Source organism: Streptoalloteichus hindustanus, assembly GCF_900129375.1.
Classification (GTDB): domain Bacteria; phylum Actinomycetota; class Actinomycetes; order Mycobacteriales; family Pseudonocardiaceae; genus Streptoalloteichus; species Streptoalloteichus hindustanus.
In genome coordinates, this window is the sequence record NZ_FQVN01000006.1 from 406,258 (window position 1) to 428,927 (window position 22,670).

Consider the following 22,670-nt stretch of genomic DNA (forward strand, 5'->3'; position numbering starts at 1 on the left):
TTTGGACAGTGGTAAGGCGGTGATCCGAGCAGCTCAAGCAGTATCGGGCGATCGTCGCGACCGGTGTGACGGAGCGCCCTGCCCTGACAGGGCAGGGCACGGCAGGGCGTGGTGGATCAGCCACGCTGATCACGTGGCTTCGACAACGCGGCCCAGCTCCGGCTGGCACCCCCGTGCCGTGCGACCTCAGCGCGGTACGGGGGCGCTCGCCGCCCGGTAGGAGCCAGGGCTCGCGCCCGTCCACCGGCGGAACGCGCGGTGGAACGCGCTGGCCTCGGAGAAACCCAGTCGCAACGCCAGTTCCTCGATCGACTCGCGCCCGGCGACCAGCGCCGCCACGGCGGCGTCCCTGCGGACCTGGTCCTTGATCCGGCTGAACGCCGCGCCCTCCTCGCGGAGCTGGCGGCGCAGGGTCTGCGGGCTCACCGACAGCCGCGCGGCCACCTCATCCAGCCCGGGCAGGCCGGGTCCGCTCGGGCTGGCCGCCCCGGCGCGCACCGCCCTGGCCAGCAGGGTGTGCACCCGGGCGCCGACCGTCCGGTCGTAGTCGCGGCGGGCCAGCAGGTCGGCGGGGGAGCGGTGGAGGAAGCCGGCCAGGCTCGCCTCGTCCTGCAGCACCGGCCGGTCGAGGTGGGCGGCGGCGAAGCTGACCGCGGTGCGGGGCGCGCCGAACTCCTGCGGGCAGCCGAAGATGAGGTCGTACTCGGCGCGGTGCGCCGGCTGCGGGTAGTCGAACTCGGCCAGCAGCAGGGGAATCCGCGTCCGGACGAGCCAGTTGGCGAACCGGTGCGCGATCACGAGCACCGACTCCGTCAGGAAGTGGTCCGGATCGTCCACCATGGACAGTCGGGCCGCGAAGCGCGCGGTGTCGCCGACGACCTCCAGGCGCAGCGGGTCGGTGTCGGCGTCGGTGTCAGCGAACAACGCGTAGAACGACGCCGCGCGCTGGAGCGCCGTGCGCAGGTCCGGGCTGTGCACGGCGAGCAGTCCCATCGTGGCGAACGTGCCGCGCCGGCTGCGGTCGGCGCCGAAGCCGAGGAACTCGTCGTCCAGCGCGTTCCAGAGCCCCTTGACCAGCCGGGCGAACTGGTCCGCGGTGACCCGCGCCCTGGGCTGGGCCAGCAGCACCGGGGCGATGCCGGCGGCCGTGAGCAGCGGGTCGACCGCCAGCCCGCGCCGCCGCGCGCCGCGGAGGGCGGCCGTGACGTGGTGGATCGCGATCGTGCGTGTCGTCATCGCCTCGTGGTGGGCCGGGCTGGGCCGGGTCGGGTGCCGGATGACCGGGGATGACCGCTGCGGTCACCCGGATCGAGCGGCGACGCCATGGGCGCCGGCCGCCGGGTGCGCCTAGCGTGCCAGACGGCAACCGGAGGTGATCGACGTGCGGCGTCAGCACTACGAGGCGGGGCACGAGGAGTACCGCTCCGCCTTCCGCGGCTTCCTGCAACGCGAGGTCGTTCCCCGGCAGGAGCGGTGGCTGGCCCAGGGCATCGTCGACCGCGACGTGTGGCGGTCGGCCGGCGAGCACGGGTTCCTGCTGCCGTGGGCCGAGGAGCGGCACGGGGGGCTGGGGCTCACCGGGTTCCGCTACGAGCAGGTGCTCATCGAGGAGCTCGCGGCGATCGGCGAGACCGGACTGGCGATCCCGCTGCACTCCGCCGTCGTCGCGCCGTACCTGGCCGCGCACGGCACGCCGGAGCAACGCGACCGGTGGCTGCCCGGCGCGGTCAGCGGCGACGTGGTGCTCGCGCTCGCGATCACCGAGCCGGGCACCGGCTCCGACGTCGCCGGCATGACCACCAGGGCCGAGCGGGACGGCGACCACTGGGTGCTCACCGGGTCCAAGACGTTCATCTCCAACGGGGTGCACGCCGACCTGGTGATCGTGGCCGCGCGCACCGACCCGGAGCAGCGGCACGCCGTCGGGCTGTTCCTGGTGGAGGCCGGCGCCCCCGGGTTCGCGCGGGGGCGGAAGCTGGACAAGCTCGGCCTGCGCTCCCAGGACACCGCCGAGCTGTTCTTCGACGGCGTGCGGGTCGGCCCGGAGGGGGTGCTCGGCGACCCCGCGCGGGGGTTCGGCGCGATCATGGGCATGTTCGCGCAGGAGCGGCTGACCGTCGCGGCGGGTTGCGTGGCCGGCGCGGAGGCCGCCCTGGGGCTTGCCGTGGAGCACGCCAAGGGCCGGGAGGCGTTCGGCCGGCCGCTGGCGAAGTTTCAGGACACCCGGTTCCGGCTGGCCCAGATGCGCACCGAGGTCGACGTGGCGCGCGCGTTCGTGGACCGGTGCGCGCTGGCCCACGAGGTCGGCGACCTCGGCCCGGCGGACGCGGCCGAGGCCAAGCTGTTCGCCAGCGAGGTGCTGGGCCGGGTGGCCGACGAGGCCGTGCAGATCCACGGCGGCACGGGCTTCATGTGGGAGCACCCGGTCTGCCGGGCCTACGCCGACGCCCGCGTGCAGCGGATCTACGCCGGCACCTCGGAGATCATGAAGGAGATCATCGGCCGGGCGCTGCTCGGCTGAGTCGCCGGAGGGGATGGGCGTGCCAGGACCGTTGCGCGGCCTCCGGGTGGTGGAGGTCGCGAGCCTCGCCCCTGCGCCGTTCGCGTGCACCGTGTTGTCCGACCTGGGCGCGGAGGTCCTGCGGGTCGACCGCGCGGACCGCGTGCCGGCGGCGCCGCCGGCCGACCCGCCACCGGACCCGCTGGCCAGGGGGCGCCGCTCGGTCGGCGTCGACCTCAAGCGACCCGAGGGCGTCGCCGCCGTGCTGCGCCTGGTCGAGCGGGCCGACGTGCTGGTCGAGGGGTTCCGCCCCGGGGTGTGCGAGCGGCTGGGCCTCGGCCCGGACGTGTGCCTGGCCCGCAACCCCCGACTGGTCTACGGGCGGCTCAGCGGCTACGGCCAGGACGGCCCGCTCGCGCCCCGCGCCGGGCACGACATCACCTACCTGGCGATCTCCGGGGCGCTGTGGCCGGTCGGTCCCGCGGACCGGCCCCCGGTGCCCCCGCTGAACTACGTGGCCGACTTCGGGGGCGGCGGGATGCTGCTGGTCGCGGGTGTGCTCGCGGCGCTGTGGGAGCGGGAGCGCTCCGGGCGGGGCCAGGTGGTCGACGCGGCCATGGCCGAGGGCTCGGTGCTGATGACCGCGATGCTGCACGGCTTCCGCGCCGTGGGCATGTGGCGCGACGACCGGGGGAGCAACCTGCTCGACGGGGCCGCGCCGTTCTACTCCTGCTACACCTGCGCGGACGGGCGGTACGTCGCGGTCGGCGCGCTGGAGCCCCAGTTCTACGCGGCGCTGCTGACCGGGTTGGGCCTCGACGACGAGGACGTGCCGGACCGGCACGACCGGGCCAACTGGCCGGCGCTCCGGGACCGGTTCGCCGCGGTGTTCGCCACCCGGACCCGGGACGGGTGGGCGGAGGTGTTCGGCGCCAGCGACGCGTGCGTCGCCCCCGTGCTCAGCCCGGCGGAGGCCGTCGACCACCCGCACCTGCGCGCGCGCCGGGCGTTCGTCGACGTCGCGGGCCTGCCCCAGCCGGCGCCCGCCCCGCGGCTGTCCCGCACGCCGGGCTCCGTCGCGGGACCCGCGCCCCACGCCGGGCAGCACACGACCGAGGCGTTGCTCGACTGGGGCTTCACCGCCGAGGAGGTCGACGCGCTCCGCGCCACCGGCGCCGCGCGCTGATCTTCCGCCCGCCTTCCTGTCCCGGGCCGGCGCCCGCCGGTTACGGCGTTCGTGTGCCCGACCACCGCCCGCGTCGAGTGAGACACATCTCACTTACGGCGTTCGGGTGGCATGTCCCCCGATGACGCGAGGTCGCGCGGGGTGACGGATCACCCATCACGGGGAGGAAATGGCCGGTCGCACCGCGTGACGTCAACCTGCCGCCCCTCCCGAACGTCCCACGACCGGTCGCCGAGAGCACCCGAACGGGTCTCCGTAGACTGGCCGGAAGTCGCCCACCGGGCGGCGCGTCCGGCGACAGGGCCCACGACAACGGCCTGACAGGTAGCCCGGTACAGGAGAGGTGAAGCGGTGACGCTGCTGGAATCCGTGCAGAGCCCTGCCGACCTGAAGCGGCTGGAGCACGGGGAGCTCACGCGGCTCGCCGACGAGATCCGCACTTTTCTCGTGGACAAGGTCTCCCGGACGGGTGGCCACCTCGGCCCGAACCTGGGCGTGGTGGAGCTGACGCTGGCCGTGCACCGCGTGTTCGACTCCCCGCGCGACGCCGTGGTCTTCGACACCGGCCACCAGGCGTACGTCCACAAGATCGTCACCGGTCGGCGGGACGGCTTCGACGGGCTGCGCACGAAGGGCGGACTGTCCGGCTACCCCTCGCGGGCCGAGAGCGAGCACGACCTCGTCGAGAACAGCCACGCCTCGACCGCGCTGTCCTACGCCGACGGCCTGTCCAGGGCCTTCCAGCTCCGCGACGCGCGGCGGCACGTCGTCGCCGTCGTGGGCGACGGCGCGCTGACCGGCGGCATGTGCTGGGAGGCGCTGAACAACATCGCGGCCGACCAGGACCGGCCGGTCGTGATCGTGGTCAACGACAACGGGCGCTCCTACTCGCCGACCATCGGCGGCCTCGCCGACCACCTCGCCGCGCTGCGCCTGCGCCCCGGCTACGAGAAGGCGCTGGAGAGCGGCCGGCGCGCGCTGCAGCAGACGCCCGTCGTCGGCAAGCCGCTCTACGCGGCGCTGCACGCGGCCAAGCGCGGCATCAAGGACGCGCTGAGCCCGCAGATCATGTTCGAGGACCTGGGCCTGAAGTACCTCGGGCCGGTGGACGGCCACGACCTGCGCGCGCTGGAGGCGGCCCTGCACCGGGCCAAGGCCTTCGGCGGGCCGGTGATCGTGCACGCGGTGACCCGCAAGGGCAACGGCTACGCGCCGGCCGAGAACCACGAGGCCGACCAGATGCACGCCACCGACGCGATGGACCCGGTCACGGGCGAGCCGCTGGTGGCCAAGAAGACCTCGTGGACCTCGGTGTTCTCCCAGGAGCTGGTCAAGCTCGGCGCGGAGCGCGAGGACCTGGTGGCGATCACCGCCGCGATGCGGGGGCCGACCGGCCTCCAGCCGTTCGCCGACGCCTTCCCCGAGCGCAGCTTCGACGTCGGCATCGCCGAGCAGCACGCGCTGACCTCGGCCGCCGGCATGGCCATGGGCGGCCTGCACCCGGTCGTCGCGGTCTACGCGACGTTCCTCAACCGCGCGTTCGACCAGCTCCTCATGGACGTCGCGCTGCACCGGCAGCCGGTGACCGTGGTGCTGGACCGCGCGGGCATCACCGGCAGCGACGGCGCCAGCCACAACGGCATGTGGGACATGTCGATCCTCGGTGTGGTGCCGGGCATCCGGGTCGCCGCGCCGCGGGACGCCGTCACGCTGCGGGAGGAGCTGCGCGAGGCGGTCGCGGTCTCCGACGGCCCGACGGTGCTGCGCTTCTCCAAGGGCGGGGTGATCCCCGAGCTGCCCGCGGTGGAGCGGGTCGGCCAGGTCGACGTGCTGCGCCGGGGCGAGAGCAGGGACGTGCTGCTCGTCGCGGTGGGCGCGTTCGCCAAGCTCGGCGTCGCCGCCGCGGAGCGGCTGGCCGACCAGGGGATCGGGGTCACGGTCGTCGACCCGAGGTGGGTCACCCCGGTGCCGACCGAGCTGGTCGGGATGGCCGCCGAGCACCGGCTCGTGGTCACCGTCGAGGACGGCGGCCGGCACGGCGGGTTCGGCTGGGCGCTGGCGGCCGCGCTGCGCGACGCCGACGTGGACGTCCCGCTGCGCGACCTCGGGGTGCCGCAGCGCTTCCTCGACCACGCCTCGCGGGACGAGGTGCTGGCCGAGCTGGGCCTGACCGCGCAGGACGTGGCGCGCCGGGTGACCGGCTGGGCCGCCGGGCTGCTCGGCGACACGTCGGTGGACGAGGCGGCCCTGCCGGCCGCCGAGGACGCCGACCACCGCTGACCCGCGCCCCGGGCTCTCCCGTTCGTCCCTCCGGTCGTCCCCGCCGTGCTGTCGTCGGCGGGGACGACCGGTTACTCACCGCTACCTGCCTCACCGCATCGCACCCCCTGCCAGGCGAGCCGCACCGGGTCGCCGCCGGGAAGAAGTGACGAACCGTGGTCACTGTTCCCCGAGTCGTGTGGCACCGTTGTGGGGTGCGCATCCTGGTCGTGGAGGACGAACAGCCACTCGCGGACGCGGTAGCGCGGGGGCTGCGGCGGGAAGGGATGGCCGTGGACGTCGCCTACGACGGCGACGCCGGCCACGAGAAGGTCAGCATCACCCGGTACGACGTCGTGGTCCTCGACCGGGACCTGCCCGGGATGAACGGGGACGAGCTGTGCCGGGAGATCGTCTCCTCCGGCGCGCTCACCAGGGTGCTGATGCTCACCGCGAGCGGCACGATCGAGGACCGGGTCGCCGGGCTCTCCCTGGGCGCCGACGACTACCTCGCCAAGCCGTTCGCCTTCCCCGAGCTGGTGGCCCGGGTGCGGGCCCTGGGCCGACGGGCGACCCCGCCCACCCCGCCGGTGCTCACCGCCGGGGACGTCGTGCTCGACCCGGCCCGCCGCACCGTCACCAGGGCCGGCCGGCTCGTCGAGCTGACCCGCAAGGAGTTCGGCGTGCTTGAGGTACTGCTCGCCGCCGGCGGCGCGGTGGTGAGCAGTGAGGAGCTGCTGGAGCGGGTGTGGGACGAGAACGCCGACCCGTTCACCACCACGGTGCGGGTCACCGTCATGACGTTGCGCAAGAAGCTGGGCGAGCCCGGCGTCATCGAGACCGTGGTCGGGTCCGGCTACCGCGTGCCGACAGCCGCCTCCGGCGCCTGAGCCCATGGCCGTGACCATCGGGACGCCGCCGGCCACCGGGTGGTGGGGCGTGCGCCGGCGGCGGGGACCGGGGCTGCGGCTGCGGATGACCCTCGTCGCCACCGGGCTGGTCGCCGGGGCGAGCGCCCTGCTGCTGTGGCTGGGCTGGCTGCTCGTCGGCGGTGTGGTGGCGGCGGTGCCCCGGCTGCCCGACGGCAGCCGGGTGCGGGTCGACGGCCACGAGATCCCGGCCGACCAGCTCGGGGTGGTGCTCGGCCGGCACGCGCGGGAGCAGGTGCTCACCAGCGGGCTGGTGGCGTTCCTCTGCGTGGTCGCGGCGACCGCGATCCTCGCGTGGGTGTTCACCGGCCGGGTGCTGGCGCCGGTGCACGAGGTCACCGAGACCGCCCGCCGGCTCTCCGCGGAGTCGCTGGGCGAGCGCATCCGGCTGGAGGGGCCGAGGGACGAGGTCGCGGAGCTGGCCGACACCTTCGACCAGATGCTCGACCGGCTGCAGGCGACCTTCGACTCGCAGCGCCGGTTCGTGGCGAACGCCAGCCACGAGCTGCGCACGCCGCTGGCCGTGATCCGGACCGAGCTGGACGTGACCCTGTCCGACCCGGACGCTGACACCGAGGAGCTGCGCCGGATGGCCGGCGTGGTGCGGGACGCCGCGATGCGCGCCGAGCAGTTGGTCGAAGCGCTCCTGCTGCTCGCCCGCACCGACGCGGCCGGGTTGGCCGTGCACGAACCCGTCGACCTCGCGGCGGTGGTGGCCAGCGCGTGGCGCGGGGCACGGGCGGACGCGCAGCGGCGGGGCCTGCGGCTGTCCTTCGACACGCGACCGGCGCTGGCCGTGGGTGACCCGGCGCTTCTCGAACGGGTGGCGGGGAACCTGTTGGAGAACGCCGTGCGGCACAACGTCGACGGCGGCTGGCTGACCGTGCGCACCGAGGCGGGGCCGGGGTGGAGCCGGCTGGAGGTCGCCTCCTCCGGCCCGGTGATCCCCCCTGAGCGGGTGACCGAGTTGTTCGAGCCGTTCCGCAGGGGCGTCGTCGCCCGGACCGGCAAGTCCGGCGCCGGCCTGGGCCTGTCGATCGTGCGGGCCGCGGTGGCCGCCCACGGTGGCCGCCTGCGCGCCGCGCCCGTCGCCGCCGGCGGCCTCGCCGTGTCCGTCGAACTCCCCGCCGCCCCGGCCTGACCGGCGCCGGGGCCCGGCCGCCACCCGATCGTCGGTGATCTTGTCGTGCCGACCCGCGGGGGCCACGTCCCTCGGTAGGGTCCGAGGTCGGGTGTCACCGGTGTGCGTGAGGGGGCGAGAGGCGTGGGCGAGCCCGTGTTCGGGCTGGACGGCGCGCGGACCGAGCAGGAGCTCGACCGCTGGGCCGCCGAGGTCACGGCCAAGGCCGAGCGGTACCAGGACATGCAGCAGCAGGTGTCGTCGATCAGCTCCACGGCGGCGTCCTCGGACGGCGCCGTGCGGGTCACCGTCGACTCGTCGGGAGTCCTGACGGGGTTGGAGATCTCCGACCGGGTGCGGCAGATGTCCGGCTCCGAGGTGGCCGCGCTGGTGCTGACGACGATGCGCCGCGCCCAGGCCCGGATCACCGACCAGGTCGCCGAGGTGATGCGATCCACCGTGGGCGACGACGCGCAGACCGTCGAGGCGGTGGTGGGCAACTACCGGCAGCGGTTCCCCGAGCCCGAGCCGGAGGAGGCGACCGGCTCGGTGGGCGCCGAGGAGATGCGGTTCGCCCCCGGAGACGACGCCGACGACACCGACGAGGCCGAGCCCCCGCGCCCGACGCCGCCGCCTCGGTCGCGGCCGCGCCGGGACGACGACGAGGAGTGGGGCGGGGACTCGTTCCTGCGCTAGCACGGCCTGAGGGGGATCGACGATGGCGGATGGTTACGACGTCCTGTTCGACGAGCTGCGGGCGCACGCGAGCCGGTTGGACGCGTTGGGGGAACGGCTGGGCGCGGCCCTCGACGCGGCTCGCCAGGTGTCGATGGGCGACGAGGCGTACGGGAAGATCTGCTCCTTCTTCGTGCCGGTCGTGCACGCGGTGAGCGACCCCGGCGTGGAGGTGTTGGGGCGAGCGGCGGACTCGATGGCGGAGACCGCGCGGGAGGTCCGCGAGACCGGCCAGACCTACGAGACGACCGAGCAGGCCAACACCCGGCCGTTCGCCGCCGGGGGCGCGTGATGGCCGACAACCCGTTAGTCGCGCAGCGCAAGGACTCGACGACCGCGATCACCGGCATCGGCATCGCCGAGTCCGCCGCGGACGTCTACAACGGAGTCGAGAGCAAGTCGTGGCTGGAGGCCGGCCTCGGCGCGGCCGGCGTGGGCCTGGAGGCCCTGTCGCTGGCCCTCGACCCGGTCGGGACGCTGCTGCAGTACGCGGTGTCCTGGTTGATGGAGCACGTCAAACCGCTCTCGGACGCCCTGGACTGGCTGGCCGGCGACGCCGACCAGATCGCGGCGTACGCGCAGACGTGGAAGAACGTCGCACAGGCGACCGGGCAGGTGGCGCAGGACTACGCCGCCGAGGTCGCCAAGGGCACCGCGGGTTGGGCGGGCGCGGCGGCCGACGCCTACCGGGCGGCGGCGAGGCGGCACGGCGAGCAGATCACCGCGGCGGGGACCGCGGCCGACACCATCGGCACGGTGGTCGAGGTCGTCGGTGTGCTGGTCGGCGCGGTCAGGGAGATCGTGCGGGACCTAGTCTCCGAGTGCGTGGCCACGCTGATCGCCCGGATTCCCCAGTGGATCGCCGAGATCGGCGGCACGTTGGGCATCGCGACGCCGCACGTGGTGGCGTCGGCGGCGTCACTGATCGCCAAGTGGGTCAACCGGATCAAGGACTTCATCAAGAAGTTGGTGCGCTCGCTGGAGAAGCTGCGCCCGTTGATGAAGCGGCTGGGCGAGATCTGGGACGCCATCAGGAAAGCGCTGACCAAGGGCCGCGGCGGCGCACCGCACGCGCCCCGGAGCCCGGACACGCCCACCTCGCCGGCCTCGACGAAGCCCACGGGCGCCAAACCGCCTGACAAGCCGACGACTTCCCCGGCCGGCACCAGCCCCACCGCCAGCCACCCGCCCGACGGCGGCCATCCGACCTCCCCGACGTCGACCAACCCGTCGACGTCGCCGGGCAGCACCTCCACCACACCCAGCACCCACGGACGACCGGTCACACCCGGCGGCAGGCCGCCCGCCCCCGGCGGGAAGAAACCCCGTGGCGGCGGGAAGAAAACCTCGCCCGACCGCCCGAAGAACCCGAACGGCACCAGCAAGCAGACGAAGGACCGGACCTGCTCCCGCGACCCCATCGACGTCGCCACCGGCGAGATGGTGTTGCGGCAGAACGATGTCGAGTTGGCGGGCGTGCTTCCCCTGGTGCTGTCCCGCACCCACGTGTCGTCCTACCGGTCGGGGCGGTGGTTCGGCCGATCCTGGTCGTCCACTGTGGACCAGCGGTTGGAGGTGGACGACGAGGGCGTCGTCCTCGTCGCCGACGACGGCTTGACGCTGGTCTACCCGACGCCGACGGCCGGCGCGTCCGTCCTGCCCGAGACCGGCGCCCGCTGGCCACTGTCCATTGTGGACGACAATTATGTGGTGACTGTCCCCGAACTGGGGCAGACTCTGCACTTCGCTCCAGGCAACGGGAGCGGCCTGCCGTTGCGGGCGATCGTGGACCGCAACGGGCACCGGGTCGACCTGGACTACGACGACAGCGGCGTCCTGGCCGGCCTCCGGCACTCCGGCGGCTACCGGATCACCGTGGAGAGCGCCGCCGGCCTGGTCACGGCCCTGCGGCTGGCCGGCGGGGACCGGGGCGGCGACCTGGTCCTGGTCCGCTACGTCTACGACGACGCGCGCCGCCTGGTCGAGGTCCGCAACTCCTCGGGGCAGGCGCTGCGGTTCGACTACGACAACGCGGGCCGGATCACGGGGTGGCAGGACCGCAACGGCGTCTGGTACCGCTACGTCTACGACGAGCACGGCCGCTGCGTGCGCACCGTCGGGGCCGACGGCTTCCTGGACGGCACCCTCGCCTACGACACCGACAACCGCGTGACCGTGGTGACCGACTCGCTCGGCCACCGCACGACCTACCACCTCAACCAGCTCGGCCAGGTCATCCGCGAGGTCAACCCGCTGGGCCAGGCCACGCTGTCGGAGTGGGACCGCTACCACCGGCTGCTGTCCCGCACCGACCCCCTGGGACGCGTCACCCGCTACCGCTACGACGAGGCCGGCAACCTCTTGGCGGTGACGCGACCGGATGGCACCGAGGCCGTCGTCAGCTACAACGAGCTGAGCCTGCCGGTGCGCGTCGAGGAGCCGGACGGCGCCGTGTGGCAGCGGTCCTACGACGAGCGCGGCAACCTCCTCTCCGTCACCAACCCGACCGGTGCCACCACCCGCTACACCTACGACCAGCGAGGGCAGCTCACCTCCGTCGTCGACGCCCTGGGCAACACCCGCCGCGTGGAGACCAACGCCGCTGGTCTGCCGGTCGCGGTGACCGACCCGCTGGGCGCGACCACGCGCTACACCCGGGACGCCTTCGGGCGCGTCACCGACATCACCGACCCGCTCGGCGGGGTGACCGACCTCGGCTGGACGGTGGAGGGCAAACTCGCCTGGCGCACCCTGCCCGACGGCTCCACCGAGCGCTGGCGCTACGACGGCGAGGGCAACCTCGTCGAACACGTCGACGCCCTCGGTCAGGCCACCCGCACCACCTATGTCGGTTTCGACCTGCCCGCCACTGAGACGGCGCCTGACGGCTCCCGCCTGACCTTCACGCACGACACCGAACTGCGCCTGGTCGCGGTGACCAACCCGCAGGGCCTGGTGTGGCGCTACGAGTACGACCCGGCCGGAAACCTCGTCCGCGAAACCGACTTCAACGGCCGCGTCCTGACCTACACCTACGACGAGGCCGGCCAACTCGCCTCCCGCACCAACGGCGCCGGTCAGTCCATCCACTACACCCGCGACGTGCTGGGCAACGTCGTCGAGCAACGTTCTCCCGACGGCACAAGCACTTTCGCCTACGACCCAGCCGGCCGAATGATCCGCGCGGCCAACACCCACGCGGAACTGACCTTCCACCGCGACCCGCTCGGCCAGGTCCTGACGGAGACCTGCGCCGACCGCTCCGTCGTCTCCACCTTCGACCCGCTGGGCCGCCGGCTCCTGCGGCAGACGCCCTCCGGCGCGGTGAGCCGGTGGGAGTACGACGCCGGTGACCAGCCCGTCGCCCTGCACACCGCCGGCCGCACCCTGCGCTTCCGCCACGACGCGGCCGGCCGCGAGATCCAGCGTGCCCTGGACACCGGCCCGGTCCTGGCCAGCACCTGGGACCCGGCCCACCGCCTGCTGTCCCAAACCCTCACCGCGCCCGCGCAGCCGGCACCCGCGTCCCAGGCGCGCGTGGTCCAGCACCGCGCCTACCACTACCGTCCCGACGGCTACCTCACCGGCGTCGACGACCACCTCAGCGGGCCCCGCCGCTTCGACCTCGACGCCGCCGGCCGCGTCACGGCCGTCCACGCCCCGGGCTGGACCGAGCGCTACGCCTACGACCCCGCCGGCAACCTCACCCACGCGGCCTGGCCCACGCCTCCCGCCGCACCCGGCGCCGAAGCCCAGGGCGACCGCGCCTACGCCGGCACCCTCATCCAGCGGGCCGGCAACGTCCACTACCAGCACGACCCCCAGGGCCGGGTCCTGCTCCGCCAGCACCGCACCCTCTCCGGCAAGACCCTGACCTGGCACTACACCTGGGACGCCGAGGACCGCCTCACCGCTGTCACCACCCCGGACGGCCAACGCTGGCGCTACCTCTACGACCCACTAGGCCGGCGCATCGCCAAACAACGACTGGCCCCCGACGGGATTTCGGTCGTCGAGCAGGTCGATTTCACCTGGGACGGAGTCGTCCTGGCCGAGCAGACCCACACTCTGCTCCAGCCCACCGGCCCCGCCAGCCGCACCACCACCTGGGACTGGGAACCCGGCACCTTCCGGCCGATCGCCCAGGTGGAGCGCTCGCCCCTGCGCGACGCGCCCCAGGAATGGGTCGACCAGCAGTTCTACGCGATCGTCACCGACCTGGTCGGCACCCCCACCGAACTCGTCGACCCCGCCGGCAACCTGGCCTGGCACCACCGCAGCACCCTCTGGGGCGCCTACCTCCCCAGCCCCCGAACCCCGGCCTACTGCCCACTCCGCTTCCCGGGCCAGTACCACGACCCCGAAACCGGCCTCCACTACAACTACTTCCGCTACTACGACCCCCTCACCAGCCGCTACACCACACCCGACCCGCTCGACCTGGCCGGCGGCCCGAACCCTCACACCTACGTCCCCAACCCCGCTGCCTGGTTGGACCCCTTGGGGCTTGCTCCGTGCACAGTTCGTATGCGTCACTACACGAACGCGAAAGGTAAGGCAGGCATTCTGGAGACAGGGATAATCAAGGCGAGCGACCAGAACAAGGTATTCATGGTTCCGGCCAAGGGAAAGCCCATGAGCCCGCGAGACGCCGAGGCGGCCCTCGGTATCGGTCGGGGCCGTGGTAGGCATGTGCTTGAGTTCGACGTGCCAGTGGACCGGGTGACAAAGGAGTGGAACTCGGTGATGAAGATCTATGAGTGGACTGCGATTGGCGATCTTGCTGTCACCAAGATCAAGGTGGTGCGCTGATGGGCGACGTTCGGGAGTGTGTGAGTATTCCCGTCGCGGATGCTTCTCGTGCCTTTCAGGATTTGAACGAGTATGTTGTCTCTCTCGATCGAATAATGTCCAGGATTGGGACCGGAGGGAAAGACCCGCAAATCCTTCTGCAGTATTTTTCTGATCGGGATGTATTCCGTCGTATCGCCTGGCTGAGGGGTGTGATGGGAGAGGCTCTCGAGGATGTTATTGGTGAGGACGAGGTAGACCGCATCGGTGAGGATTCCTACGTATTTGGAGAAGAATAGTAAGTAAAACTATTGTGGTGAAACTGAGGTGACCGTGCCATCCGCCAAGGAGAGCTTCATCACTTCGCTCACGGCGATCTCGCGTCAAGTGGGGTCTCGCGTTGAGGACCTGGACTCCGCCTTCGTGAGGAGCCTTCTGGACTACGGGTCGCAGACCGAAGACAACCAGAGTTGTGTCGAGCGGATCGGCGTTTGCGAAGAGGTCTCGCGGGACGGCTCTCGTGTCAGGCGTCTGGGCCTCAGGTCGATAGGTGTTCCTGCGGCGGACCTGCTGAACGCGGCTGAAGGGGTGGAGGTGCCGGAGTCGGTTCGAGCGGAGTTTCCGGATGTTGGGCAGGCGGACTGGGATGCGGCGCTGAGGCTCGCAACATTGGTCTTGACTGCTCTTGAAGCGCGTGTCGGGGAAGATGGCTGATTGAATCAGTGCGAGCTTCGGCGCGAGTTCATGTCAGACCGCTCCGAGCTTTTCCTGGTGCCACCCCATTTCGTGGCTCTTCAGGCGGTTGGACGCCCAGGCGTTTGGCGAGGTTGATGGCGTCGAACGGGGCGTGGACTTTGATGTCGTTGTCGAAGTAGACGTAGACGTCGCGGCCCGCTGGCCGGGGCGGGGCGGGTGCGCCCACGGTGTGTTCGCTCTGGGGATCACGGCCGGCGAGCCAGGTACGGATTCGGTCGGCCCACCGGTCCAGGGCCTCGTCGGTGTAGCCGCTGGTGTACAGCTCGACGTCGCCGTGGAGCCGGACGTAGACGAAATCGGAGGTCACATCCTCCAAGTAGGGCCACTTCCCCGCGGTGTCAGCAACAACCAGCCCAATATCGTGCTCGCGCAGCAGTTCGATGAAGGACGGGTCGCAGAAGCTGGGATGCCGCACCTCCAGCGCGTGCCTTAGCGGCTGCTCGACTTCGGTTGTCGTCCAGGAACGCCCCTCCAGTCGGTGATCGTGTTTCTCCGCCAGTGCGGCCGCTTCCGACGTCGTGCGCGGGAGCAGGGTGAAGAACGCGGCCAACTGGTCGGCGTCGAAGGGCAGGCGGGGCGGGAGCTGCCACAGCAGCGGGCCGAGTTTGGGGCCGAGCGTGAGCAGACCGGACGCGAAGAAGTTCGCCAGCGGTGTTTCCACCTCCCGGAGCTTCTTCATGTGCGTGATGAACCGACCGCCCTTCACCGCGAACAGGAAGTCGTCCGGGGTCCGCTCGCGCCACGAGCGGTAGCTCTCCGGCCGTTGCAGCGAGTAGAAGGAGCCGTTGATCTCCACGGAGCCCACTTGGCGCGACAGGTGGTCCAGCTCCCGCCGCTGCGGCAGCCCCGCCGGGTAGAAGGTGCCGCGCCAGGGCGGGTACAGCCAGCCCGAGGTTCCCACCCGTGCCCGGCCGCGCGTCGGCTCCGTTCTCGCCATGGTGGTGCTGTACCCGGTCGCGGGCGTCGGTAGCCCGTCGGAGAACGATCAAGAAAGAACGGGGCCGGCCACCCCCGGAGGGATGACCGGCCCCGTCACGGGCGGAGCGTCAGGCGGGCACGGAGGCGACGCCCGGCGCCAGGAACCGCTTGCCGTTGACCTTCTCGGACACGCCGGCCCGGTCCAGGTACGGCGTGATGCCGCCGAGCCAGAACGGCCAGCCGGCGCCGAGGATCATGCACAGGTCGATGTCCTGCGCCTCGGCCACCACGCCCTCGTCCAGCATCAGCCGGATCTCCTGGGCCAGCGCCTCCAGCGCGCGGTCGCGCACCTGCTCGGCGGTCAGCGGCCGGTCGCCCGGCTGCCACAGCTCGGCGACCTCGGGGTCGACCTTCTGGTTGCCCTGCTCGTCCCAGGTCCAGACGGCGGTCTTGCCGGCGGCCACGAACCGCTTCATGTTCTCGCTGACGCCGAACCGGTCCGGGAACGCGCCGTGCATGGTCTCGGCCACGTGCAGCGCCACGGCCGGCCCGACGAGCTGGAGCAGCACCATCGGGCTCATCGGCAGGCCCAGCGGCTCCAGGGCCTTGTCGGCGACCTCGAACGGCGTGCCCTCGTCCACGGCCGAGATGACCTCGCCCAGGAACCGGGTGAGCAGGCGGTTGACCACGAACGCCGGGGCGTCCTTGACCAGCACGCAGGACTTCTTGAGCTGCTTGCCCACGGCGAAGGCGGTGGCCAGCGCGGCGTCGTCGGTCCGCTCGCCCCGCACGATCTCCAGCAGCGGCAGCACGGCGACCGGGTTGAAGAAGTGGAACCCGACCACGCGCTCCGGGTGCCGGAGCTTCGAGGCCATCTCGGTGACCGACAGCGACGAGGTGTTGGTGGCCAGCACGCACTCGGGTGAGACGTGCTGCTCCACCTCGGCGAACACCTGCTGCTTGACCGACATCTCCTCGAACACGGCCTCGATCACGAAGTCCGCGTTCGCGAAGGCCGCCTTGTCCAGCGAGCCGGTGACCAGCGCCTTGAGCCGGTTGGCCTCGTCGGGCGAGACGCGGCCCTTGCCGAGCAGCTTGTCGATCTCGGCGTGGACGTAGCCGACGCCCTTGTCGACGCGCGCCTGGTCGATGTCGGTGAGCACCACCGGCACCCGCAGCCGCCGCACGAACAGCAGCGCGAGCTGGCTGGCCATCAGGCCGGCGCCGACGACGCCGACCTTGGTGACCGGCCGCGCCAGCGCCTTGTCCGGGGCGCCGACGGGCCGCTTGGCCCGCTTCTGCACCAGGTTGAACGAGTACAGGCCGGCCCGGAGCTCGTCGGACACGAGCAGGTCGGCCAGCGCCTCGTCCTCGGCGGCGAAGCCGCGGTCGAGGTCGTTCTCGCGGGCCAGCTCCAGCAGCTCCAGCGCCCGGAGCGGGCCGGGCGCCGCGCCGTGGGTCCTGCCCTCGACGACGGCCCGGCCGCGGGCCAGCGCCGCGTCCCACGCCGCGCCGCGGTCGATCTCCGGGCGGGCCGGCGTGACCTCGCCCCGCACGACCCTGGCCGCCCAGAGCAGGGACTGCTCCAGGTAGTCGGCGCTGTCCAGCACCTCGTCGAAGATGCCCAGCTTGGCGGCCTGCGCCGGCTTGAGCATCCGGTTCTGGTTGAGGGCGTTCTCCAGGATCACCGTCACGGCCGCGTCCGGGCCGATCAGGTTCGGCAGGAGCTGGGTGCCGCCCCAGCCGGGAACCAGGCCGAGGAAGCACTCCGGCAGCGCGATCGCCGCCGCGTTGGCGGCCACCGTGCGGTAGTGGCAGTGCAGGGCGATCTCCAGGCCGCCGCCCATCGCCGCGCCGTTGACGAAGGCGAAGGTCGGCACCTCGGACTCGCGCAGCCGGCGGAACACCGCGTGGCCGGTGCGCCCGATGGTCAGCGCCTGCTCGCGGTCGTCGATCTGGGCGGCGCCGGTGAGGTCGGCGCCCACGGCGAACACGAACGGCTTGCCGGTGACGGCGACCGCCACCGGGTTGCCGGCGAACGCCTCGTCCAGCGCGGCGTCCAGGCTGAGCAGGCCGCCGGGGCCGAAGGTGCTCGGCTTGGTGTGGTCGTGCCCGTTGTCCAGGGTGACCAGCGCGACCCGGCCGTCCAGGCCGGGCACCTCGACGAACCGGGTGGCGGCCCTGGTGACGACCTCGCCGGGGTTGCTGTCGTGCAGCGCCTTCGCGGCCGCGCGCAGCTCAGCGGTGTTGCTCACTTGTCGCCCCCGTTCCAGTGCGGGTTCTCCCAGATCACGGTGCCACCCATGCCGATGCCGATGCACATCGTGGTGATGCCGTACCGGACGTCGGGGCGCTCGGCGAAGTGCCGGGAGAGCTGGGTCATCAGGCGGACGCCGGAGGAGGCCAGCGGGTGGCCGCAGGCGATGGCGCCGCCCCACGGGTTGACCCTGGGGTCGTCGTCGGCGATGCCGAAGTGGTCCAGGAAGGCCAGGACCTGCACGGCGAACGCCTCGTTGATCTCGAACAGGCCGATGTCGTCGATGGTCAGGCCGGCCCGCCGCAGCGCCTTCTCGGTCGCCGGGACCGGGCCGACGCCCATGACCTCGGGGTCCACGCCGGCGAAGGAGTAGCCGACCAGCCGCATGCCCACGGGCAGGCCCAGCTCGGCGGCGGTCTCCTCGTCGGCCAGGAGCGCGGCGGTGGCGCCGTCGTTGAGGCCGGCGGAGTTGCCGGCGGTGACCCGGCCGTGCGGGCGGAACGACGTCTTCAGCCCGGCCAGGGCCTCCATCGTCGTGCCCGGGCGGGGCGGCTCGTCGGCGGTGGCCAGGCCCCAGCCGTGCTCGGCGGAGCGGGTGGCCACCGGCACCAGATCGGCGCTGATCTTTCCGGCCTTGAGCGCCGCCGCGTACTTGGCCTGCGAGGCCACGGCGTAGGCGTCGGCCCGCTCCTTGGTCAGGTGCGGGAACCGGTCGTGCAGGTTCTCGGCGGTCTGGCCCATGACCAGCGCCGACGGGTCGACGAGCTTGTCGGCCAGGAACCGGGGGTTCGGGTCGACGCCCTCGCCCATCGGGTGCCGGCCCATGTGCTCGACGCCGCCGGCGATGACGACGTCGTAGGCGCCGAAGGCGATGCCGCTCGCGCTGGTGGTCACCGCGGTCATGGCGCCGGCGCACATCCGGTCGATGGCGTAGCCGGGCACCGACTTGGGCAGCCCGGCGAGGATCGCCGCGGTGCGGCCGATGGTGAGGCCCTGGTCGCCGATCTGCGTGGTGGCGGCGACGGCCACCTCGTCCACGCGCTCCGCCGGCAGCTCCGGATGCCGCCGCAGCAGCTCGCGGATGACCTTGACGACGAGGTCGTCGGCGCGGGTCTCGGCGTACATGCCCTTCGGGCCGGCCTTGCCGAACGGCGTGCGGACACCGTCGACGAAGACCACGTTCCGAACGGCGCGCGGTGCTGCGGGTGCAGCGGGTGCGGCCACGGCGTGCTCCTCTGTGCTCGTTCGAGGTACAGGCAACGACTGCGGCCGGGGGCGGGGCGCCGGGGACGCGGCTCGGGTCGTCGAGACGCGGGCCCGCGGCGCTGCCGCTACTGGCCGGTAACACGCACTCTAGCCCCAGTTACTGAGCAGTAACCACCAAGGTGGGCGTGTCTGCTGCGTCACAGCGGCCGTCACCTGCTCGCCGGCTTCCCGGTGCGCCGTCCGAGTCGCGTCCGATCGGAGGGCACGCCGGGAAGCCACGAGCGCTTCTAGGCGGGCTCGGCCCGCAGGGCCTCGCTGAGGCGCTCCGCCGTCAGCTCGACCTGCCACCGCCGGGCGCCGCCGGCGCCCAGCGTCTCGGCCACCCCGGTCGCCGAGGTGTCCTCCGGCGGCTGCCAGCAGGTCCGCCGCACCAGGTCGGGGGAGAGCAGGTTCTCCACGGGCAGCCGGTGCTCCGTGGCGAGCTCGCTCAACGCCGCGCGCGCCGCGGTCAGCCGGGCGGCCGCGACCGGGTCGCGGTCGGCCCACCGGTTCGGCGGCGGGGGACCGTCGTTGGCCGGGCTGACCTCGGGCAGCTCGCGGCGCGCCAGCCGGCGGGCCCGCTCCAGCGCGCCCATCCACACCCCGGCGAGCCGCCGCTGCGCCCTGCCCCGGTAGACCGGCAGCTTGAGCAGCTCGGCGATGCCCTCGGGGCTGGCGACGACGGCGTCCACGATCGCGCTGTCCGGCAACACCCGGCCGGGCGCGATGTCCCGCTCGCGGGCGATGGAGTCCCTGGCCTCCCACAACGCGCGCACGGCGGCGAGCTGCCGGGGGTTGCGCAGCCGGTGGATGCCGGACGTGCGCCGCCACGGCTCGGACCGGGGCTGCGGCAGCGGGGCGGTGCGCACCGCCTCGAACTCCTGCAACGCCCACCCGAGCTTGCCCTGGGCGCTCAGCTCCTCCTCCAGGGACTGGCGCAGCGGGATCAGCAGCTCGACGTCCAGGGCGGCGTAGGTCAGCCAGTCGGCGGGCAGCGGCCGCCGGGACCAGTCGGCGGCGCCGTGCCCCTTCTCCAGCCGGTAGCCGAGCATGCGCTCGACGAGCGCGCCCAGCGCCACCCGGTCGAAGCCGGCGAGCCGGCCGGCCAGCTCGGTGTCGAACAGGGTCGTCGGCCGGAGGTCGAGCTCGGCGAGGCAGGGCAGGTCCTGCGAGGCCGCGTGCAGCACCCACTCGGTGTCGGCGAGCGCCTCGACCAGCGGCTCCAGCCGGCCGCCGAGGGCGACCGGGTCCACGAGCACGGTTCCCGCGCCGTCCCGGCGGAGCTGCACCAGGTAGGCGCGTTGGGAGTAGCGGTAACCCGAGGCCCGTTCGGTGTCCACCGCCACCGGGCCGTCGGCCGCGGCCAACGCCGCGGCGGCACGCCGCAACGCCGCCTGGTCCGCCACCACCGGGGGAACGCCCTCGGCGGGTTCGGTCAGCGGCACGGGCTCGGAGCCGGTGGGACCGGTGGGGTCGGCGTAGGGAGCTTCCACGGCCGCTGACCCTACGTCGAAACGGCCGGTCGCGGGGGTGTTCGGGGAGGCACGGGCGACGGAGCGGGGCCGGTGACGGCCGCCGGGTGCGACGGCGGCCGGGCACGGCGTGACCCCGACCCGTCGGTCCTCGGGGTGATCCGGGGACCGACGGGTCGGCGGCGCACGTCGCGGCGTCCGCGCCTCAGCGGATCACGCCGGCCCGCATGGCCAACGCGACCATCTGGGCCCGGTCACCGGTGCCCAGCTTGCGCCCGATCCGCGACAGGTGACTCTTCACCGTGAGCGCGGACAGGTTGAGCGCTTCGCCGATCTCCTTGTTCGACCGGCCGTCGGCGACCAGTTGCAGCACCTCCACCTCACGCGCGGACAACTCCCGCGGCGTGTTGTCGGTGCCGGGAACCCTGGTCCCGGCGGCCAGCACCGGAGCGACGCTCGGATCGGCGTACACGCCGCCGTCGAGGACCCGCCGCACGCCGTCGGTGACCACCATCGGCGAGGCGGACTTCAGCAGGTAGGCCTGAGCGCCTGCCTGGAAGGCCGCCCGCACCGCGTAGGGGTCGTCGGACGAGGCGAGTACCACGATCCGCGGCCAGCCCTGGGCACGGAGCTCCGTGACCAGGTCGATGCCGCTCCCGTCCGGGAGTCCGAGGTCGAGGATCGCGAGGTCGCACGGTCCGGTGGCCAGGGCGCGCGCCCTGGCCTCGGCCACCGATGCGGCCTCGTGCACGGTGCCCGCTCCCATCTGCTGCAACCGGGCGGCGATCGCCTCCCGGAGCAGCGGATGGTCATCGACCACCAGCACCGAGAACAGCTCCTCCCGCGGGTGCGGGACCATGTTCGCCGGCAACGAGCCGGCTGGCGTGGTTCGAACGGCCTGACCTAAGCCGACGGCAGCCACGTCACTACCTCCCTGGAGTCGGTCGTGCCCCCCGACCGGCACCGGGACTCTCGACCGATCAGCCGCGCCACTGATCGACCGAAAGTGGTGTCGACGGAGGCAGCGTAGCCGCCCGAGAGGGTCTGCGGGACGATCAATCGGGTAAGTATCTCGATCGAGTTGTGACGAGTTGGTGGGTCGTTAGCACGATCGTGGGAATGCGGGCAGGGTGGCTAACGCCGCTGGCTTTCCCGGCGACAAGGAGGAGTTAACAGTGTCTGTGCACGCCACCGGGGACGCATTCGCCCGTGCCAGGGATCTCCTCGGACGCGCGCCGGTCGTCGACGGCCACAACGACCTGCCCTGGGCGTTGCGCCAGATGGCGGTGCGTGACGACGGCCGTTCGGATTTCACCCGTTTGGACTACACGGCGCTGGATCGGGTGGACCTCACCCAGGAGCAGCCCGGCCTGCACACGGACCTGCCCCGACTGCGCCGTGGTGGCGTCGGCGCCCAGTTCTGGTCGGTCTACGTGCCCTGCCGCCTCACCGGGCACGCGGCGGTGACCGCCGTCCTGGAACAGGTCGAGCTGGTCCACGAGCTGGTGCTGCGGTATCCGGACCACCTGGCCCTCGCCCGGACCGCCGACGACGTGGAGCGCGCGGTGGCGGCCGGCCGGATCGCCTCGCTGCTCGGCGCCGAGGGTGGCCACGCCATCGCCGAGTCGCCGGGCGTCCTGCGGGCGCTGCACCGGCTGGGGGTGCGGTACCTGACCCTGACCCACAACGAGAACGTGCCGTGGGCCGACTCGGCGACCGACGAGCCGGTCGCGGGCGGGCTCGCCGGGTTCGGGCGCGAGGTCGTGCGGGAGATGAACCGGCTCGGCATGCTGGTCGACCTCTCGCACGTCGCCGCCACCACGATGCGTGACGCGCTCGCCGTGTCCGGTGCGCCGGTCGTGTTCAGCCACTCCTCCTGCCGCGCGGTGGCGGACAACCCGCGCAACGTCCCGGACGACGTGCTCGCGCGGCTGGCCGACAACGGCGGCGTGTGCATGATCACCTTCGTGCCGGCGTTCGTGTCGGCCGAGCGGGCGGCGTGGGAGGTCGAGCTGCGCGCGGAGATGGCGCGGGCCGGCGAGGACTACCGCGACCTGGCCGCCCGCGCCGCGGCGGGGCGGCGGCGGGCGGAGCGGGTGCCCCGGCCGGGCGCGACGCTCGCCCAGGTGGTCGAGCACGTCGAGCACGCCCGCGAGGTGGCCGGCGTCGACCACATCGGGCTCGGCGGCGACTACGACGGCGTCGACGAGTTCCCCCCGGGCATGGAGGACGTCACCAGCTACCCGTCCCTCATCGCCGCGTTGCTGGAGCGCGGCTGGAGCGAGGACGACTGCGCGAAGCTCGCCGGGCGCAACGTGCTGCGCGTGCTGCGCGACGCCGAGTCGGTGGCCGCGAGCCTGCGGTAGGCGTCGCGAACGGATGTCTGACACTGGGCCGCCCGGCGGAGCGCTGGGCGGCTCAACGTCGTAACAGCCCCACTGCGGTCGGGTGGCTCGCGAGCGACGACATCCCGGGTGGGGACGGGCGCACGGCTCGCGGAGA

The 22,670-nt window shown here is 72.8% G+C and carries 17 protein-coding genes; 11 read left to right on the plus strand and 6 right to left on the minus strand.

Features of this window, described 5'->3' with window-relative positions; translation table 11 throughout:
* Positions 1 to 186 precede the first annotated feature (186 nt).
* Positions 187 to 1,236, minus strand: a complete 1,050-nt coding sequence (locus tag BUE43_RS20670) for an AraC family transcriptional regulator (RefSeq protein WP_073485674.1) — start codon at positions 1,234 to 1,236, stop codon at positions 187 to 189.
* A gap of 145 nt (positions 1,237 to 1,381) precedes the next feature.
* Between BUE43_RS20670 and BUE43_RS20675 the strand changes: the two genes are divergently transcribed.
* The 10 genes from BUE43_RS20675 to BUE43_RS20720 all read left to right on the plus strand — a co-directional run bounded on the left by BUE43_RS20675 (position 1,382) and on the right by BUE43_RS20720 (position 14,234).
* Complete coding sequence (locus tag BUE43_RS20675) at positions 1,382 to 2,521, plus strand: acyl-CoA dehydrogenase family protein (protein WP_073486152.1); 1,140 nt, start codon at positions 1,382 to 1,384, stop codon at positions 2,519 to 2,521.
* Between the two features lie 13 nt (positions 2,522 to 2,534).
* Entirely contained in the window at positions 2,535 to 3,686 is a 1,152-nt protein-coding gene (locus BUE43_RS20680; RefSeq protein ID WP_073485677.1) for a CaiB/BaiF CoA transferase family protein, read from the plus strand.
* Positions 3,687 to 4,037: 351 nt separating this feature from the next.
* Positions 4,038 to 5,966 carry a 1-deoxy-D-xylulose-5-phosphate synthase gene (gene dxs / locus BUE43_RS20685; protein ID WP_073485679.1) on the plus strand — a complete coding sequence of 643 codons (1,929 nt, stop codon included), beginning with the start codon at positions 4,038 to 4,040 and terminating at the stop codon, positions 5,964 to 5,966.
* A 194-nt stretch (positions 5,967 to 6,160) separates the two neighbouring features.
* Positions 6,161 to 6,835 (plus strand): response regulator transcription factor, encoded by a 675-nt coding sequence (locus BUE43_RS20690; RefSeq protein ID WP_073485681.1) that lies wholly within the window; start codon positions 6,161 to 6,163, stop codon positions 6,833 to 6,835.
* 85 nt (positions 6,836 to 6,920) lie between these two features.
* Entirely contained in the window at positions 6,921 to 8,015 is a 1,095-nt protein-coding gene (locus BUE43_RS20695; protein ID WP_073486154.1) for a sensor histidine kinase, read from the plus strand.
* Between the two features lie 123 nt (positions 8,016 to 8,138).
* The gene (locus BUE43_RS20700) at positions 8,139 to 8,690 is read left to right on the plus strand and encodes a YbaB/EbfC family nucleoid-associated protein (RefSeq protein WP_073485684.1); all 552 of its coding nucleotides are present in this window, start codon (positions 8,139 to 8,141) and stop codon (positions 8,688 to 8,690) included.
* A 22-nt stretch (positions 8,691 to 8,712) separates the two neighbouring features.
* Entirely contained in the window at positions 8,713 to 9,021 is a 309-nt protein-coding gene (locus BUE43_RS20705) for a type VII secretion target (protein WP_073485686.1), read from the plus strand.
* Complete coding sequence (locus BUE43_RS20710; RefSeq protein ID WP_073485689.1) at positions 9,021 to 13,541, plus strand: DUF6531 domain-containing protein; 4,521 nt, start codon at positions 9,021 to 9,023, stop codon at positions 13,539 to 13,541. The genes BUE43_RS20705 and BUE43_RS20710 overlap by 1 nt, the downstream gene beginning before the upstream one ends.
* Positions 13,541 to 13,819 (plus strand): hypothetical protein, encoded by a 279-nt coding sequence (locus tag BUE43_RS20715; RefSeq protein ID WP_073485691.1) that lies wholly within the window; start codon positions 13,541 to 13,543, stop codon positions 13,817 to 13,819. The genes BUE43_RS20710 and BUE43_RS20715 overlap by 1 nt, the downstream gene beginning before the upstream one ends.
* A 28-nt stretch (positions 13,820 to 13,847) precedes the next feature.
* The gene (locus BUE43_RS20720; protein WP_073485694.1) at positions 13,848 to 14,234 is read left to right on the plus strand and encodes a hypothetical protein; all 387 of its coding nucleotides are present in this window, start codon (positions 13,848 to 13,850) and stop codon (positions 14,232 to 14,234) included.
* Positions 14,235 to 14,262: 28 nt separating this feature from the next.
* Here the strand turns inward: BUE43_RS20720 and BUE43_RS20725 are convergent, their stop codons facing one another.
* From BUE43_RS20725 to BUE43_RS20745, 5 genes are all read right to left on the minus strand, one after another.
* Positions 14,263 to 15,213, minus strand: coding sequence for a DUF72 domain-containing protein (locus BUE43_RS20725; RefSeq protein WP_073485696.1), 951 nt, complete (start codon positions 15,211 to 15,213; stop codon positions 14,263 to 14,265).
* Positions 15,214 to 15,322: 109 nt separating this feature from the next.
* Entirely contained in the window at positions 15,323 to 17,449 is a 2,127-nt protein-coding gene (locus BUE43_RS20730) for a 3-hydroxyacyl-CoA dehydrogenase NAD-binding domain-containing protein (RefSeq protein ID WP_407697131.1), read from the minus strand.
* Entirely contained in the window at positions 17,446 to 18,675 is a 1,230-nt protein-coding gene (locus BUE43_RS20735; protein ID WP_073485698.1) for a thiolase family protein, read from the minus strand. The genes BUE43_RS20730 and BUE43_RS20735 overlap by 4 nt, the downstream gene beginning before the upstream one ends.
* Before the next feature lie 269 nt (positions 18,676 to 18,944).
* On the minus strand, positions 18,945 to 20,189 hold the full coding sequence (locus BUE43_RS20740) for an HRDC domain-containing protein (protein WP_073485700.1): 1,245 nt from the start codon (positions 20,187 to 20,189) through the stop codon (positions 18,945 to 18,947).
* Between the two features lie 184 nt (positions 20,190 to 20,373).
* A complete protein-coding gene (locus BUE43_RS20745; RefSeq protein WP_073485702.1) occupies positions 20,374 to 21,090 on the minus strand; it encodes a response regulator in 717 nt (238 codons plus the stop codon).
* A 259-nt stretch (positions 21,091 to 21,349) separates the two neighbouring features.
* Here BUE43_RS20745 and BUE43_RS20750 point away from each other — a divergent pair, with 259 nt between their 5' ends.
* A complete protein-coding gene (locus BUE43_RS20750; protein WP_073485704.1) occupies positions 21,350 to 22,534 on the plus strand; it encodes a dipeptidase in 1,185 nt (394 codons plus the stop codon).
* The last annotated feature ends 136 nt before the right edge of the window (positions 22,535 to 22,670 follow it).

What these genes read in the sequence shown, in the direction of transcription:
- BUE43_RS20670 (WP_073485674.1), bottom strand. Translation starts at nt 1,236, where the DNA reads ATGACGACACGCACGATCGCGATCCACCACGTCACGGCCGCCCTCCGC.
- BUE43_RS20680 (WP_073485677.1), top strand. Translation starts at nt 2,535, where the DNA reads ATGGGCGTGCCAGGACCGTTGCGCGGCCTCCGGGTGGTGGAGGTCGCG.
- BUE43_RS20695 (WP_073486154.1), top strand. Translation starts at nt 6,921, where the DNA reads ATGACCCTCGTCGCCACCGGGCTGGTCGCCGGGGCGAGCGCCCTGCTG.
- BUE43_RS20705 (WP_073485686.1), top strand. Translation starts at nt 8,713, where the DNA reads ATGGCGGATGGTTACGACGTCCTGTTCGACGAGCTGCGGGCGCACGCG.
- BUE43_RS20710 (WP_073485689.1), top strand. Translation starts at nt 9,021, where the DNA reads ATGGCCGACAACCCGTTAGTCGCGCAGCGCAAGGACTCGACGACCGCG.
- BUE43_RS20715 (WP_073485691.1), top strand. Translation starts at nt 13,541, where the DNA reads ATGGGCGACGTTCGGGAGTGTGTGAGTATTCCCGTCGCGGATGCTTCT.
- BUE43_RS20725 (WP_073485696.1), bottom strand. Translation starts at nt 15,213, where the DNA reads ATGGCGAGAACGGAGCCGACGCGCGGCCGGGCACGGGTGGGAACCTCG.